Here is a 15,898-nt window from a genome sequence, read left to right on the forward strand (position 1 = left end):
CACCATGAGCCGCACTTCCCCCCACGAGCACCACCGGCACACCCCGATGAGCCGCCGCGGTCTGCTCAAGACCGCCGGCGGTCTCACCGCCGCCGTCGCCCTCGGCGCCACGTCCGCCGCCACCGTCGCGGACGCGGCCCCGGGCACCTGGACCCACCCCGGCATGCTGCACAACTGGGGTGACATCAACCGGGCCAAGGTCAGGGTCGCCGCGGGCGACGACCCCTGGCTGTCCGGCTGGAACAAGCTGACCGCCAACTCCCACTCCCAGTCCACCTGGACGCCCCGGGCGACCGCGACGATCATCCGCGGCGGCACCGGCGAGAACTACAGCCTCCTCTACAACGACATCGCCGCCGCCTACCAGAACGCCCTGCGCTGGCAGGTCGGCGGCACCGAGGCCAACGCGCAGTGCGCCGCGAACATCCTCAACGCCTGGTCGTCGACCCTGACGACCGTCACCGGAAACGCCGACCGGTTCCTGGCCGCCGGCATCTACGGCTGGCAGTTCGCCAACGCAGCCGAACTCATGCGCGACTACAGCGGGTTCGACCTGGCCCGCTTCCAGGAGATGATGGTCAACGTCTTCTACCCCCTCAACAACCAGTTCCTCACCGGCCACAACGACGCCTGCATCACCAACTACTGGGCCAACTGGGACCTCTGCAACATGGCCTCCGTCCTGGCCATCGGTATCCTCAACGAGGACGGCGCCAAGTACGACCAGGCCGTCACCTACTTCAAGTCCGGCGCGGGCAACGGCTCCATCCAGCACGCGGTGCCGTTCCTCTACAGCGACGTCGACGGCTACGACCTCGGCCAGTGGCAGGAGTCGGGCCGCGACCAGGGCCACACCGTCATGGGCATGGGCCAGATGGGCGCGATCTGCGAGATGGCCTGGAACCAGGGCGACGACCTCTACTCCTACGACAGCCGGCGCTTCATGAAGGGCGCCCAGTACGTCGCGAAGTACAACCTCGGCAACGACGTCCCTTACACCACCTACACCTGGGGCACCGGCCAGAACTGCGCCCAGAGCTCACAGACCGTCATCTCCGACGTGTCCCGCGGCCAGGTCCGCCCGGTGTGGGCGATGCTCCACTACCACTACAACCGGCGCCTGTTCCTCGACGACAAGTACATCTCCCAGATGTGCTTCTCCGTCGCCCCCGAGGGCGGCGGCGGGGACTACGGCTCCACCAGCGGCGGCTTCGACCAGCTGGGTTTCGGCACCCTGATGTACGCCAAATAGCCCTGTCACAGGCTCGTGCACCGGAATACCGGGCGCCGGTGTGGTGCTCTGGTGTTACCGGTGCACGAGTGCGGCGAAGGGCTGGTGGGCGTATGACGGCAGACCGGGCGGACCCCGTGGCCACCACGCCCCACGGGGCGGTACGCGGCAGACACGAGCACGGGGTCGCGGTGTTCCGCGGCATCCCCTACGCCGCCCCGCCCTTCGGCCCCCGCCGCTTCCGGCCTCCCGAGCCGCCCGAACCCTGGGACGGCGTGCGGGACGCCGGAACCTTCGGGCCGACGCCGCCGAAACCGCCGTACTCGGAGGCGTTCGCGCAGTACCTGTCCGACCCGGTGGTGCCCGGCGACGACTGCCTCAATCTGAACGTATGGACACCGGAGCCGGGCCACGGGGCCCGGCTCCCGGTCCTGGTGTGGCTGCACGGCGGCGCCCTGACCCGGGGCTCCTCGGCCGTACCGGTCTACGACGGGTACCCCTTCGCGCGCGACGGGATCGTCTTCGTCTCGGTGAACTACCGGCTGGGCGTCGAGGGGTACGGACTGTTCCCGGACGCCCCCGCCAACCCCGGCCTGCGCGACCAGCTCGCCGCCCTGCGCTGGGTCCACGAGTCCATCGCGGCCTTCGGCGGCGACCCCGACCGGGTCACCCTGTGCGGCCAGTCGGCCGGCGCCATCAGCATCGGCGCGCTGATCGCCGCCCCGCAGGCGCAGGGCCTGTTCCGGCGGGCCGTGCTCCAGAGCGGGCCGCCCGAGGCGAGCGACCGGGACAAGGTGCGGCGCATGGTGCGCAGGATGGCGGCCCGGCTGAAGGTCCCCGCCACCGCCGAGGCCTTCGCCGCCGTCGACCGCGACCTGCTGCTGCGCACCCAGGCCGAGGCCGGCCGCCTCAGCAGCCCCGTCCTCGGCGGTCCCGCCTTCGGCATCGTGATCGACGGCGACCTCGTGCCCCGCGACCCGCTGGAGGCCCTGGTCGAGGGGGACGTCGCCCGGGACACCGACCTGATGATGGGCTGGACCCGGGACGAGTACCGGCTGTGGCTGGTCCCGGGCGGCCTCCTGGAGCGTGTCGACCGGCTCGGCGCGGTCGCCCTGGCCGGCGCCATGGCCCGCTGCCACTGCGGTCACGAGGTGGTCCGCGGCTACCGCACCCTGCGCCCGGAGGCGGGCACCACGGAGGTCGTCGGCCAGATGGTCACCGACCACCTGCTGCGCCTGCCGCTGCACCGCCTGGCCGACGCCCGGCCCGGATCCTCGTACGTCTACGAGTTCGTCTGGCCCTCGCTGCTGCCCGGCCTCGGCGCCTGCCACGCCCTGGAGCTCGGCTTCGTCTTCGACACCGGTGACGTACCCGAGTCCGCCAAGCTGGCCGGGGAGGGCGCCCCGCAGGAGCTCGCGGACGCCATACACGGGGCGTGGGTGCGGTTCGTCGCCGAGGGGGACCCGGGCTGGGAGCCGTGGGACGTCTCGCATCCGGTGCGGGTCTTCGGCGACGGCGGACCGGATACGGGCGACGGCGGACCGTACACCGTGGCCGATCCGCATACCGTGTACGGTCTGCGGGATCCCGAACTGGTGCTGTGGGCGGCGGCCGACGCCACCCGCGCCCTCACGTCTGAGGAACCCACACCCGCATCGGCCCCGGCCGACGGTTCGCCCACACGCAGTACGGAACTGCGGTCAGTGGTACGGCGGCTCCGTCGCTCCGGCGCCGCCCGTCGGCAGTGATCACACTCACCCCGCCCAGCAGCTCCGGCGCGGGCGTGACCGTCAGATGCCCGCCGTCCGGCAGGGTCAGATCGGCGAAGCGGGTGCCGGGCTCCTGGTCGACGCCCTCCAGGCAGTACACGAGCGGCCCCCGCTCGATCGCGACACAGCCGCGGACGGCGTCCACACAGGGATCGGGGCGGGTCAGCCGGGCCCCCAGGTCGAGATCGAGGGTGAGCGTGTCGCCGGGGCGCCAACGGCGGCGCAGGCGCAGCCAGCCCGGACTGGTCTCGGCGGGCGGGTCCCCGTCCGGCGCCGCCGCGGTGAAGGCGGTGCACCAGGACGGGATGCGCAGACTGAGCGTCCAGTCACGGTCCTCGGGCGCCTCCTCCACCGTGACCGCGATCCGCCCGTCCCACGGGTAGTCCGTCACCACCCGCACCTTGCCGTCGCCGGCCGCGTACCCGCCCGTCGCGTACTGGTGCAGTTGCAGCCCGTCCTTGTCGCCGCTCGCCACATGGTGGGGGAGCGAGGCGAGCAGCCGCATCGCGTTCGGCGGACAGCACGCGCAGCGGAACCACGGCGTGCGGCGGGCCCCCTGGTCAGCCTCGCCCACGCCCTCGTACTCCTCCCGCACCTGGAGCGGGTTGACGTACAGCCAGCTGTCGCCGTCCAGGCCCACGCCGGACAGGAAGCCGTTGTAGAGGGTGCGTTCCACGAGGTCGGAGTACTTCGCCTCGCCGGTCAGCAGCGCCATCCGCCACGACCACTGGACGGAGGCGATCGCCGCGCAGGTCTCCGCGTACGCCCGGTCCGGCGGCAGTTCGTACGCCTCCCCGAACGACTCGCCCTCGTGCCGGGCGCCGACACCGCCGGTGAGATACGTCTTCGTGGACACCATCGCGTCCCACAGCCGCTCGGAGACGGCCCGCAGCTCCGAGTCCCCCGTCTCGGCGGCCAGATCGGCCACACCGGCCAGCAGGTACAACTGCCGTACGGCGTGACCGGTGACCGACGTGGCGGCGCGCACCGGGGTGTGGTCCTGCCAATAGGCGTCCCCCGGGCGGGGATCGGCGTCGGGGTCGAGGAGACCGTGGCCGCGTCGGTCGACGAAGTACGCGGCGAGGTCGAGCCAGCGGCGCTCGTCGGTCTCCCGGTACAGCTCCACCAGCGCGGTCTCGATCCCGGGGTGACCGCACACCCCGTCGACGGTCCCGTCCGGGCCGAAGGTCGCGTCGATGTGTTCGGCGAACCGCACGGCCATCGCGAGGAGTTCGGGCCGCCCGGTCGCCCGGTGGTGCGCGACCCCGGCCTGGACCAGATGGCCCGCGCAGTACAACTCGTGCCCCCAGGCCAGGTCCTGCCAGCGTCGGTCGGGGTGGGCGACCTGGAAGTAGGTCTGGAGGTAGCCGTCCGGCCGCTGGGCAGCGGCGAGGAGGGCGGTCAACTCATCGATACAGGCCGCCAGTTCGGCCTGTCCGGGATCCTCCGCGAGCTGCCAGCTCGCCGCCTCCAGCCACTTGTGCACATCGGAGTCCTGGAACGGGAAGTCACCGCTGTAGGCTCCGCCGCCGCCCGCGGCGGCCCGCAGGTTCGCGAGGTTGCCGGCCTGCTCCAGTCTCTCCGGGCCCTGCGGGACGCTCACCTCGGCGTTGGTCCGCCGCCGCTGCGCCCAGAACCCGCCGGTGATGTGCGCGTCGGTCGCGGGGCGCAGGGTGGTGCGGGCGCGGTGGGTGGGACGGATCGGGCCGGAGGTCATGGAGGCGCACTTCCGTAGAAACCGGTTGCTGTCCTGGTCGAGGATAGGAACGCGCCGCGAGGTGGGGCAAGATCCCGAACGGGTCGCTTGCGGGCGCGCGGTGGCTCGGGCCCGGCTCGTGATCGTGAGGTGGTGGGGCGACGGCAAGTGGACCCACCTCAGGGGCAGACTCCCGCCACGGAGTCCCGCACCACCACATGCGTCCCCAACAGCAGATGTTCCGCCGGGGCGTCCGCACTCCTGCCCAGCGCCGAGCGGACGGCGAGGCGGCCCAGTTCCTCGTAGGGGACGTGGACCGTGGTGAGGGCGGGATGCAGGTCGCGGGCGAACGGGATGTCGTCGTAGCCCGCCAGGGACACATCACCCGGCACGTCCAGTCCCGCCTCGTGCAGAGCGGTGAGCGCTCCCGCGGCGACCATGTCGGTGGCGGCGACGACCGCCGTGAACTCCGGCCCCTCCTTCAGGGCGTGGCGCATCAGACGGTGACCCGCGTCCCGGGTGAAGTCGCCGTGCAGCAGCAGGGCCGGGTCGGGCTCCAGGCCGCGGGCGCGGTGGGCTGCGAGGTAGCCGCGCTCGCGGCCCTGCGCCGTGGTGTGGTCCGGCTTGCCGCCGAGGAACAGGATCCGCCGGTGTCCCTGGGCGAGGACGTGGGCGACGAGGGCGTACGCGCCGCCCTCGTTGTCGTACTCGATGACCGTCACCGGCGCTCCCGGGCCCAGCGGCGGACGGCCGCACAGCACCAGGCGGGAGCCGACCGCGGCGAGCGAGTCGGCGATACGGCGCGTGCGGTCGCGGTACTCCGGGGTGTCGGCGGTGCCGCCGACCAGGATCACGGCCGCGGCCCGCTGGGCCCGCATCATCTCGACGAACTCCAGTTCGTGCCGGACGTCGCCCTCCGTGCTGCACACCAGGCTCAGATGGCCGAGCCGGTGCGCCTCCCGCTCCACGCCGTGCGCCATGTGCGCGAACGACGGACCGGTGATGTCCTCCAGGACGAACGCGAGCGTCGGTGTCCCCGCGCCCGCTATCGCCTTGGCGCGCGCGTCGGCGACGTAGTCCAACTCCCGCACCGCACGCAGCACGCTCGTCCGGGTCGCCGAACTCACCGGATACACCCCGCCGAGCACCCGCGACACCGTCGACGCCGACACACCCGCCCGGGCGGCCACGTCCCGGATGGTGCTGCGCCCCGCGTCCCCGTTCTTCCTGGTCATTCCCCCGGCCCCTCTCCCCGTGGCAACAACGGCCGCTCAGGGCAACCGGTTCCCGCTGCGGAGGCTAGCAGTGGGGGAGGGGCAGCGGCATGGGTTACGTGGGCGTCGGGGCCGACATCACGTGGACGACCAGGGCGGTGCGTCCCTCAGCCCGCCGCCGGCGCCAGCGTCCGCGCGATCGCCCCGATCGCCTCCGGGCCCACCCGGCAGCAGCCGCCGATCAACCGCGCCCCGGCCGCCTGCCAGCCCCGGACCTGCTCGGCGGTGAAGGTGGAGCGGCCGTGCCAGGCGCGGGCCTCGGCGTCCCAGGCCTCCCCGCTGTTCGGGTAGACCACGACCGGCTTGCCGGTCACCCGCGCGGCGATCGCGGCGGCGCCGTCCACGTCCTCGGGGGTGCAGCAGTTCACGCCGACCGCGATCACCTCGTCGGCGTCGGCGGCCGGGGCGAAGGCCTCCTCCAGTGGCTGCCCCGCGCGCGTGCGGTCGCCGGACACGGTGTACGTCAGCCAGGCCGGCACCCCGAGGCCACGCGCCGCCCGCAGCAGCGCCCGGGCCTCGTCGGCGTCGGGGACCGTCTCCAGCGCGAACACGTCGGGACGCGCGGCGGCCAGCACCTCCATGCGGGGCCGGTGGAAGCGCTCCAGTTCCTCGACACTGAGCCCGTAGCGGCCCCGGTACTCGGAGCCGTCGGCCAGCATCGCCCCGTACGGGCCGACCGACGCGGCCACCCACAGCGGGCGAGCGACACCCTTGGCGTGGGCCTGCGCGGCCGCCTCGCGGGCCAGCTCCACGCTCAGCCCGAGCAGGCGGGTCGCCTCCTCGCGGTCGATGCCGCGCTGCGCGAAGCCCTCGAAGGTGGCCTGGTAGCTGGAGGTGATCGCCACGTTCGCGCCCGCCTCGTAGTAGGCGAGGTGCGCCTCGGTGATCGCCTCGGGCCGCTCGGCGAGGAGCCGCGCGGACCACAGCGCGTCGCTCAGGTCGTGTCCGGCGGACTCGAGCTGGTTGGACATGCCGCCGTCGAGGACGACGGTGCCCGCGGCGAGCGCTTCCGCGAGGGACGGCGAGGCGGGCTGGGCGGGGGAGGAAGGGGTCTCGCTGGTCATGTCACGACGCTAGTCGAACGGCCGGACGACAGCCGCATGTGTCCAGTACATGAACAGATGGCCCACGATGTGGGATGCCGGGTTACGATCACGCCCTCCCCACCCCCCTTACCCCGTCCCTTCCCCCGGACCGCCAGGAACCACCATGACTGCCCCCAGCCCCACCGAAGCCACGGACCCGACGGAACCCGACGCGAAGGCGCTCCCCACGCGTCGCCGCACCTTCGGTCTGGCCGCCGCCACCGCCCTGGTCATGGGCAACATCATCGGCGGCGGCATCTTCGCGCTGCCCACCGCCGTGGCCCCGTACGGCACGCTCAGCCTGCTCGCCTTCGTCGTCCTCTCGGTCGCCGCCGTACTGCTCGCCCTGCTCTTCGGCAAGCTCGCCCGCCGCAGCCCGGTCACCGGCGGCCTGTACGTCTACCCGCGCGACGCGTTCGGCCCGTTCGCCGGCTTCCTGTCGGCCTGGTCGTACTGGACGATGTGCTGGGTCAGCATCGCCGCGCTCGCCGTCGCGGTCGTCGGCTACGTCGACGTCCTCATACCGCTGCACGGCAACCACGCCCTGGAAGGGCTCGTCGCGCTCGCCGCGCTGTGGCTCCCGGCCGCCGCGAACTTCGCGGGCACCCGCTGGGTCGGCGCGGTGCAGATCGTCTCCACGGTGCTGAAGTTCGTCCCCCTGCTGCTGGTCGCCACGGTCGGTCTGTTCTTCGTCGACGCCGACAACTTCGGCCCGTTCAACGCCACCGGCGACAGCGTCCCCGGCGCCCTCGCCGCCTCCGCCGCGCTGCTCCTCTACAGCTTCCTCGGGGTCGAGTCGGCCGCGGTCAGCGCCGGCGAGGTCGACGACCCCGAGCGCACGGTGGGCCGCGCGAGTGTCCTCGGCACGCTGGCCTCCGCCCTCGTCTACATTCTCGGCACCGTCGCCGTCTTCGGCCTGGTCCCGCACGACAAGCTGGTCGACTCCGGCGCGCCCTTCGCCGACGCGGTCAACGCGATCACCGGGAGCTCCTGGGGCGGCACGGCGATCGCGCTGGTCGCCGTCGCCTCGATCACCGGCTGCCTCAACGGCTGGATCCTGCTGGCCGCGCAGATGCCGTACGCCGCCGCCCGCGACGGGCTCTTCCCGGCACCCTTCGCCAAGGTCAACAAGGGCGGGGTGCCCGGCTTCGGCGTGTGGGCCACCGCGGTCCTCGGTACGGCTCTCATCGGCCTCAACTACACGGCGGGCCCGGACACCACGTTCCGTGTCCTGGTCCTCATCACCACCTTCACCGGCTGTGTGCCGTACCTGCTGTCGGCGGCGGCCCAGCTCTACTGGCTCGCGAAGGGCACCCGCGAACAGGTCCGCCCCGCCGGTCTCGTCCGCGACCTCGTCGTCGCCGCCCTCTCGTTCGCCTTCTCCTTCTGGCTGATCGCGGGCGCCGGCTACGCGGCCGTGTACCAGGGTGTGCTGTTCCTGTTCGCGGGGATTCCGGTGTACGTGTGGCTGCGGGGGCGCGCCGAGACGGCTCAGACGTCGGCCTGAGGACCGGCCGTCGTCGCCGTGGGGCGTGCCGCGAACATCTCCCCGAGCTTGCCGAGGCCCTGGACCCAGCCTTCCTCGTGGAGGGCCCGACGCCGCTCCGTGGCGAAGTCGCCCTGGTCGACGACCAACTCGGACTCGGCGACGTCGGTGTCGTGGATCGACAGCGTCACCACCGTCTCCCGGTCCTCGGGGTCCGGATCCTCCCAGCGGAAGGTGTACGACAGGTGCAGCGGGGGATCGACCTCGATGTACTCGCCCACCAGGTGGAACAGCTCGCCTTCCGGGGGCTGCATCGCGATCCGGTAGCTGCCACCGGGCCTCAGATCGATCTCCACCCACGGGACGCTGAATCCGTCGGGGCCCCACCACCGGGCCAGTATCCGCGGCTCGGTCAGCGCTTCGAACACCTCTGGGGGCAGTGCGCCCAGCTCGCTGATCACATGCACTCTCAGCCCGCCGTCGTGTGTCATCACGCACCACCTCCCACCGAGGGTGCCAAGAGTGACCACCATGGCCAGCTTACGTTTCCCCGCCGTAGATCACGATCTCACCGACCCAGGCGGGGCGGCCCGACCGCTGCCGTGCCCCTATATCGGGAACGCGGCTCGGTGCCGGCCTTCCTGGCGAAGTGGGCGTCGCAGGCGCGTGCGCCGGCTCCGCGGCTGGGCTTTTCGGAGGCACCGAGCGGGCGTTGAACTCGGCTGTCGTCAGTGCGCCGCATGGCGCCCGCCCTTGCGTCGCCGCTTCGCCATCGGCACCATCAGCCCGATCAGCAGCCCCACTGCCAGCACATACGGCCACCAACCCAGCCCGGTGCTCGCGGTGTTGGCCGTGCGGGTCTCCGCCGCCCCCGCACCGGCGGCCGCCCCGGAGGCGGACTCGTGCCGTGTCGACGGCGTCGGGTTCTTGGTGTCGGCGGTGAGGACCACATCGTTCCCGTCCCCACCCCGATAACTGATCCGGTAGACCGTGTCGCCCAGCTTCACCGCACCGCCCTCACGCAACCCGCTGAACGCCCCGCTGGTCCGCGCGGAACCCGTGTGGTCCAGTACGCGGATCTCGCGCGCGGACGTGTTCCCGGCGGCGGACAGGTCGAGCGCGCCGGCCAGCCGGACCTTGCCGGACACCTTCAACGGCTTGTCGCGCAGGACCAGTTGGCCCTTCGCGCGCTGCGTGAAGTCACCCGCCACCGAGAGCCCCCCGGCGACCACGCCCTCGTTGGTCACGGCCCATCACCGTGCCCCTGCCGGTCAGTGCGGTCGTCACCCGCAGCCCCGCGGTGCCGACGTCCAGCGTCGCGCCCGCCGAGGTGAGCCGGATGGCCTTGCTGCGCGCGAGGGTAGCCCCTTCCCGAAGGGCCAGCGTGCCCTTGGAGACGGTCGTCGTCCCCGTGTACGTCACGCCGCTCCCCGTCAGGGTCGTCGTCGCCGCCCCCGCCTGGGTGAGGGACCCGCTGCCACTGATCCGGGGGAGGGACAGGGCCTTGCTCCTGTTGTTCAGCACCAGTGAGCCGTTGTCGACGACTTTGTACAGGTCACCCTTGGTGTACAGCCCGCCGTCGCCACCGGCCCTGCCGGAGCCCAGCCGGAGCACGGCGCCCTTGTCCACGGTGGTCGAGCCGTTGTAGTACTGGACGGCGGCGAAGGTGACGTCGTTGCCCTTCGTCCCCTTGATGACGATGTCCCCGGCGCCGGGCGCGGAGAGTGTGTCGTGGAACCTGCCGCCGCCGATGGGGGCGCCCAGCGTCACCGGCCCGTCGTAGTCGAAGGTGAGCAGTGAACGGGAGCGCGCCGCCAGCAGGTTGATGTAGACGGTCTCGGCGGTCCCGGGCATGAAGATCTTGTGCGTCGTCCCGTCGCCCCACTGGACGTTCGCGCCCTTGATGTTGGTGCCGCGCTTGTTGACGTTCTTCCGCGCGGGTGTCCAGTTCAGCGCCGGATCGCTGAGCGAGGGGTCGGTGTCGCCGCCCTGGTCCGACCAGCTGTACTGGCCCGTGAGGATCACCTTGCTGCCCGGCCGGGACTGGACGTTGATGTCGCTGCCGTACTCGCGCTGGTAGAAGTCCATGCGCTGGGTGACGGTCTGGCCCAGCGGGGTGTCCACGGTCCAGGTGCCCTGGTTGAGGACCTTGCGCACGTTCGGCAGTGAGGTGGCGTACTCCGGCCGGCCGGTGTTCACCTGCGTGCCGTTGTCGATCACCCCGGAGAAGGGGTGGGTGCCCGAGAGGTCCCAGGTGCCCCAGAGGAACCTCGGCTGGGTGATCAGCCCGGAGCCGCTGATGGTGCCCAGGTTGTAGGCGCTCTTCAGGGACAGCCGCAGGGTGCCGTCGACCCGGATGTTGTCCTGGTTGAGCCGGAACGCGGGGGTGTTGTAGGGGAAGTGGCCGATCAGGCCGGTGGTGCCGCCGTTCCCGTACTGGAGTGTGGCGCCCTTCTCCACGGTGACGGCCGGCGGGTCCGGGTGGGACACGGTGACGTACGGGTGGTTGCCTCCCTGTGTCCGCACCACCTGCCGCTGCCGGGACTTCGGGAGCGTGAACTCGCTGTCCCTGGTGAGGATCAGTGTCCCGCTGCCGCGCACGGTCAGCGTGCCCTCGCCGCGCAGGACGCCGTCGTACGTCGTCGTCCCCGTGGGGACGGTGACCACGGTGTCGCCGGTGAGGGTCACGTCGCGGTCGGCGAGCACGTCGGCGGTGACGTCCCGCGGGCCCGCGGCCACGGCCGGGGGAGCCGTGGTCAGAAGGGCGGCGACCGCCGCGAGGGCGGCGGCGGCCGCTGCTGTGGTGTGGAGATGGCTGCGCACACCGGTGGAGACGCGGCGGGGCTCCCGCCGATAACAGAAAGTTGGCCGCAGACAGCGCTTTCCCCTGAGTCTCGCCCGACCCGTTGACCTGGTCGTAACACGCCCTTACCTTTTCGGCGTTCGGAATGACAGAACTTGTGCGGTAGGTCGAACGTTTCTGTTTTCTTTTGTGTCACCTGTGTCCCCCCACTGTGAGAGGCAGTGCACATGAACCGAAGACTGCTGATGAAGGGCGCCCTGGCGGCCGGCGCCCTCACCACGATGCCGACCGTGGCGCAGGCCGCGAGTTCCCCCGCGGGCGCGGGCGCGGCCGCCCCGTACGTCAATCCGCTGGTCCGCAACCGCGCCGACCCCCACATCCACCGCCACACCGACCGGCGTTACTACTTCACGGCCACCGCCCCCGAGTACGACCGGATCATCCTGCGCCGCTCCCGCACCCTGCGCGGACTCGCGACCGCCGGCGAGGCCGTCATCTGGCGCAAGCACGCCACCGGTGTCATGGGCGCCCACATCTGGGCGCCGGAGATCCACCACATCGACGGCAAGTGGTACGTCTACTTCGCCTCCGCGCCCGCCGAGGACATCTGGGCGATCCGCATCTGGGTCCTGGAGAACTCCCACCCCGACCCGTTCAAGGGCACCTGGGTCGAGCGCGGCCAGCTGAAGACCGCCTGGGAGACCTTCTCCCTGGACGCCACCACCTTCACCCACCGCGGCTCCCGCTACCTCGCCTGGGCGCAGCACGAGCCCGGCATGGACAACAACACCGCGGTGTGGCTGTCGAGGATGGCCGACCCAGTGACCCTGACGGGCCCTCAGATCCGGCTCACCACACCGGAGTACGACTGGGAGACCATCGGCTTCAAGGTCAACGAGGGCCCGTCGGTCATCAGGCGCAACGGCCGTCTGTTCATGTCGTACTCGGCGAGCGCGACCGACTACCACTACTGCCTCGGCCTGCTCTCGGTCGACGCCGACGCCGACCTGATGAACCCCGCGAACTGGACCAAGTCACCGACGCCGGTCTTCACCAGCAACGACACCACCAAGCAGTACGGCCCCGGCCACAACTGCTTCACGGTCGCCGAGGACGGCCACACCGACGTCCTCGTGTACCACGCCCGCCAGTACAAGGAGATCGTCGGCGACCCGCTGAACGACCCCAACCGCCACACCCGCATCCAGCGGCTGGGCTGGAAGGCCGACGGCACACCGGACTTCGGCATCCCGGTAGCCGACACCCCCGCTCGCGGCGTCCAAGGAGAGTGACCGAGATGAGACGTGCCTACGCGATCCTCCTCGCCGTCTGTCTGGCGTTGGCAGGCGCGCTGATGACGGCGGGCCCCGCCCAGGCGGCCCCGCAGACCGTCCCCAACGGCGTGCAGTTCACCGACACTTCGGGTGCCGCCCTGCACGCCCACGGCGGCGGGGTCATCAAAGTCGGCGCCTACTACTACTGGTTCGGCGAGGACCGCAACGCCGACAACACCTTCCGTTCGGTGGACGTCTACCGCTCCACCGACCTGAAGAACTGGGAGTTCAGGAACCGCGCCCTGACCCAGTCCAGCGCCGCCGAGCTGAACACCGCCTACATCGAGCGGCCCAAGGTCATCTACAACGCCTCCACCGGCAAGTTCGTGATGTGGATGCACAAGGAGAACGGCACCGACTACAGCGAGGCCCGCGCGGCCGTCGCCGTCTCCAGCACGGTCGACGGGAACTACACCTACCAGGGCAGCTTCCGCCCGCTCGGCCAGCACATGTCCCGGGACATCACCACGTTCGTCGACAGCGACGGCACCGGCTACATGGTCTCCGCCGCCCGCGAGAACTACGACCTGCAGATCTACCGGCTCACCGACGACTACACCGGCATCGCGAGCCTGGTCGCCAACCCCTGGCCGGGCGGCCACCGTGAGGCACCGGCGCTGTTCAAGCGGGGCAATGTCTACTTCATGCTCACCTCGGGCGCGACCGGCTGGAACCCCAACCAGCAGCAGTACGCGACGGCGACCTCCCTGGCAGGCCCCTGGACGTCGATGACCAACGTCGGCGACTCGACCGCGTACGGCTCGCAGACCGCGTACGTCCTCCCCGTGCAGGGCACTTCGGGCACCTCGTACCTCTACATGGGCGACCGCTGGGGCAACTCCTTCAACGGCACGGTCAACGACTCCCGTTATGTGTGGCTGCCGTTGACCTTCCCCTCGGCCACCTCGATGTCCATGTCCTGGAGCCCGGAGGTCACGATCGACGCGGCCGCCGGGACGGTCGGCGGGACCAGTGCCACGTACAACACGCTGATCGCCCGGCACTCCTCCAGGTGCGCCGACGTCACCAGTCAGTCGCTGTGGCAGGGCGCGCAGATCAAGCAGTACGACTGCAACGGCGGCACCAACCAGAAGTACTGGTTCAAGTCCGTGGGCAGCGGCTACTACCAGCTGGTGGTGCGCAACAGCTCCCTGTGCGTCCAGGAGAACGCGAACACCGTCACGCAGGAGAACTGCAACGGCTCGGCGACCGGTCAGCAGTGGTCGCTGACCACCACCGGCTCCTACGTGAACATCAAGTCCCGCGCGAGTGGTGAGTGCCTGGACGTGAACGGCGCGTCCACCGCCAACGGTGCCGCGATCCTCACGTACACCTGCAACGGAGGAACCAACCAGCAGTGGACGCGCGGAACCTGACGTCAGGTCAGGCGAGCAGGTCGATCGCGTCGATCGAGGTGCCCGCGCTGAGGTAGGAGGCCGCTCCCGAACCGCTCACCACGTTGATCTTCAGCACGTTGTACTGGCCGGTGTCCGTCAACCAGGCACTGGCCGGGACGCTGTAGGTGAACGTGTGGTTGTTGCCCCGGTACGAGCCGTTGGTCAGGGACCTGGTGCTCGGCTGGGTGGGCGGGGAGGGGATGGCCGACGTCCAGTCGTTGACCGCGATCTGGGGGCGGCCGTTGGCGTAGGCCGTCGTCACGCCGATGCGCAGGGTGTGCGCGGCGGCGGCCTGGGCCGCGGTCAGCTTGAAATACACCAGCAGACCGCTGTTGACGTCCTTCCAGAGGTAGCAGGGGAACGCCGAGGTCTCGCTGCCGCTGCCGATGACCACATTGCCGGTCCAGGCGGCGGCCCGGGAGTCCGACGGATGCGCGTACGTCATCAGGTCCGCGTTCTTGAATCCGCTCGGTGTGCCGGTCCAGTCGCCGATCCGCCAGATCGCGCTCGCGTTGCTCGGGTCGTTCGACGACGGGATCGCTATTGAGTTCAGAGTGGTGGTCGCTCCCGCGGACACGGTCACCTGCGTGCTGTACACGGCCAACTCGCTCTTGTAGACGGTCAGCGTGTACGTCCCCGGCAGGACGCCCCCGATCGAGTAGTAGCCGTCGGAGGCCCGCGCCGAACCCCAGTACTGCGCGGCGGAGTTGGAGAGCCCCACCGTGTACGGGTACGCCGTGTCGCGCCCGGTGATCCCGACGCCCGCGACCCGGCCCCGGCCGCTCGCGCCGACGTACCCGGCGATGCCGAGCGAGTCCGCCCACGAGGTGGTCAGAGTGCCCGGGAACAGCGACGAGGAGGGTGCGCCGCCGTCCGTGAAGGCGATGACGTACGGGCCCTGGAGGCCGAAGCGCTGGTCCTCGGTCTGGTTCTGGGCGTAGTAGAGGATCTCGTACAGGCCGCCGCCGTCGGCGCTCTGGTGGCGCAGCAGGGAGCGGTAGAAGGGGCCGCCGGAGGCCTTCTCGTGGTTGCTGCGCACGATCCACAGGCCGACGCCGCCGGCGCTCCAGCCGATGTAGTCGTAGTCCATCACCCGGCGCTTGGAGAAGTGCTTGGAGCGGGTCTGGCCGTCGGACTTCGCGAAGACGTCCGAGGCCTCGACGGTGGAGTTCGTGTACGTGTAGGAGTCCGGTTCGTCGTTGAGGAACAGACCCTTCTTGACGCGGACGATGTAGCGGGTGGCGGAGACGGACGTGTCGGCCTTGTTGGTCCACAGGTAGATGTTGTTCTCGCCGCTGCGGGCCGCGTAGTAGTGCTTCAGCGTGCCGTGCGTGACGGAGATCAGGATCGTCGAGCCGGACTGCTTGACGGACACGGTGGAGGAGCCGAGGCCGGACTCGATGTGGGAGTTCATGCCGCCGTAGCCCTGGTACTCCGTGCCCTTGTAGACCAGCGACGACAGGTCGCCGTTGGACTTGTCGACCTTGAAGACCAGGTTGGCTCCGGTGTCGACGACGTAGTGGGTGCCGTCGTCGGTGTAGCCGAATCCGGCGGCCGAGGCGGCGGTGGCGAGCGGGCCGGCGAGCGCGGCGGAGCCGGCCGCGGCCGCCGAGCCGAGGACGAAGGTGCGGCGACGGACCGGTCTGTTCACGGATCCGGACATGTGGGGGTGCCTCCTTCGGGAGGTGGGGGGTGCGGATGGTTGGTCAGAGTGGCAGTTGAATGGATTTTACGAAAGGGCTTTCGCCATCACGGGGTTGGCAATCTCGTGAAATTGCTCCAAGGGCTAGAAAGCGCTTGCCAGGAGCGGTACGGTCCAGCCG

Annotated in this window: 10 protein-coding genes and 1 pseudogene; 5 read left to right on the forward strand and 6 right to left on the reverse strand. The window is 70.8% G+C overall.

The genetic code is table 11. The annotated features are described in order from the left end of the window. Positions 1-4 precede the first annotated feature (4 nt). The gene (locus ACGFNV_RS19630) at positions 5-1,252 is read left to right on the forward strand and encodes an alginate lyase family protein (protein ID WP_393624020.1); all 1,248 of its coding nucleotides are present in this window, start codon (positions 5-7) and stop codon (positions 1,250-1,252) included. 92 nt (positions 1,253-1,344) lie between these two features. After that, positions 1,345-2,979: a carboxylesterase/lipase family protein gene (locus ACGFNV_RS19635; protein WP_393624022.1), complete on the forward strand. Its 1,635-nt coding sequence runs from the start codon at positions 1,345-1,347 to the stop codon at positions 2,977-2,979. Here ACGFNV_RS19635 and ACGFNV_RS19640 read toward each other — a convergent pair. The 3 genes from ACGFNV_RS19640 to mmuM form a co-directional block, all read right to left on the reverse strand. After that, positions 2,861-4,717, reverse strand: a complete 1,857-nt coding sequence (locus tag ACGFNV_RS19640) for a glycoside hydrolase family 127 protein (protein WP_393624023.1) — start codon at positions 4,715-4,717, stop codon at positions 2,861-2,863. The genes ACGFNV_RS19635 and ACGFNV_RS19640 overlap by 119 nt on opposite strands. A 158-nt stretch (positions 4,718-4,875) precedes the next feature. After that, on the reverse strand, positions 4,876-5,931 hold the full coding sequence (locus ACGFNV_RS19645) for a LacI family DNA-binding transcriptional regulator (protein ID WP_393624024.1): 1,056 nt from the start codon (positions 5,929-5,931) through the stop codon (positions 4,876-4,878). 146 nt (positions 5,932-6,077) lie between these two features. After that, entirely contained in the window at positions 6,078-7,034 is a 957-nt protein-coding gene (gene mmuM, locus ACGFNV_RS19650) for a homocysteine S-methyltransferase (RefSeq protein ID WP_393624026.1), read from the reverse strand. A gap of 145 nt (positions 7,035-7,179) precedes the next feature. Between mmuM and ACGFNV_RS19655 the strand changes: the two genes are divergently transcribed. Continuing rightward, positions 7,180-8,562: an amino acid permease gene (locus ACGFNV_RS19655; RefSeq protein WP_393624028.1), complete on the forward strand. Its 1,383-nt coding sequence runs from the start codon at positions 7,180-7,182 to the stop codon at positions 8,560-8,562. Here ACGFNV_RS19655 and ACGFNV_RS19660 read toward each other — a convergent pair. After that, on the reverse strand, positions 8,547-9,032 hold the full coding sequence (locus ACGFNV_RS19660; RefSeq protein WP_393624030.1) for an SRPBCC domain-containing protein: 486 nt from the start codon (positions 9,030-9,032) through the stop codon (positions 8,547-8,549). The two genes, ACGFNV_RS19655 and ACGFNV_RS19660, sit on opposite strands and share 16 nt — an antisense overlap. Before the next feature lie 237 nt (positions 9,033-9,269). Then, positions 9,270-11,364, reverse strand: a pseudogene (locus tag ACGFNV_RS19665) (autotransporter). A 207-nt stretch (positions 11,365-11,571) separates the two neighbouring features. Here ACGFNV_RS19665 and ACGFNV_RS19670 point away from each other — a divergent pair. Next, positions 11,572-12,636 (forward strand): family 43 glycosylhydrolase, encoded by a 1,065-nt coding sequence (locus ACGFNV_RS19670; RefSeq protein WP_393624031.1) that lies wholly within the window; start codon positions 11,572-11,574, stop codon positions 12,634-12,636. A 5-nt stretch (positions 12,637-12,641) separates the two neighbouring features. Continuing rightward, positions 12,642-14,054 (forward strand): RICIN domain-containing protein, encoded by a 1,413-nt coding sequence (locus ACGFNV_RS19675; RefSeq protein WP_393624032.1) that lies wholly within the window; start codon positions 12,642-12,644, stop codon positions 14,052-14,054. Between the two features lie 7 nt (positions 14,055-14,061). Here the strand turns inward: ACGFNV_RS19675 and ACGFNV_RS19680 are convergent, their stop codons facing one another. Beyond that, the gene (locus ACGFNV_RS19680) at positions 14,062-15,738 is read right to left on the reverse strand and encodes a rhamnogalacturonan lyase B N-terminal domain-containing protein (protein ID WP_393624033.1); all 1,677 of its coding nucleotides are present in this window, start codon (positions 15,736-15,738) and stop codon (positions 14,062-14,064) included. Between the last annotated feature and the right edge of the window lie 160 nt (positions 15,739-15,898).

The organism is Streptomyces sp. NPDC048751 (assembly GCF_043198595.1).
Lineage (GTDB): Bacteria > Actinomycetota > Actinomycetes > Streptomycetales > Streptomycetaceae > Streptomyces.

Coding starts and splice junctions, on each gene's coding strand:
- ACGFNV_RS19630 (WP_393624020.1), top strand. CDS start 5: ATGAGCCGCACTTCCCCCCACGAGCACCACCGGCACACCCCGATGAGC.
- ACGFNV_RS19635 (WP_393624022.1), top strand. CDS start 1,345: ATGACGGCAGACCGGGCGGACCCCGTGGCCACCACGCCCCACGGGGCG.
- ACGFNV_RS19640 (WP_393624023.1), bottom strand. CDS start 4,717: ATGACCTCCGGCCCGATCCGTCCCACCCACCGCGCCCGCACCACCCTG.
- ACGFNV_RS19645 (WP_393624024.1), bottom strand. CDS start 5,931: ATGACCAGGAAGAACGGGGACGCGGGGCGCAGCACCATCCGGGACGTG.
- mmuM (WP_393624026.1), bottom strand. CDS start 7,034: ATGACCAGCGAGACCCCTTCCTCCCCCGCCCAGCCCGCCTCGCCGTCC.
- ACGFNV_RS19655 (WP_393624028.1), top strand. CDS start 7,180: ATGACTGCCCCCAGCCCCACCGAAGCCACGGACCCGACGGAACCCGAC.
- ACGFNV_RS19660 (WP_393624030.1), bottom strand. CDS start 9,032: ATGACACACGACGGCGGGCTGAGAGTGCATGTGATCAGCGAGCTGGGC.
- ACGFNV_RS19670 (WP_393624031.1), top strand. CDS start 11,572: ATGAACCGAAGACTGCTGATGAAGGGCGCCCTGGCGGCCGGCGCCCTC.
- ACGFNV_RS19675 (WP_393624032.1), top strand. CDS start 12,642: ATGAGACGTGCCTACGCGATCCTCCTCGCCGTCTGTCTGGCGTTGGCA.
- ACGFNV_RS19680 (WP_393624033.1), bottom strand. CDS start 15,738: ATGTCCGGATCCGTGAACAGACCGGTCCGTCGCCGCACCTTCGTCCTC.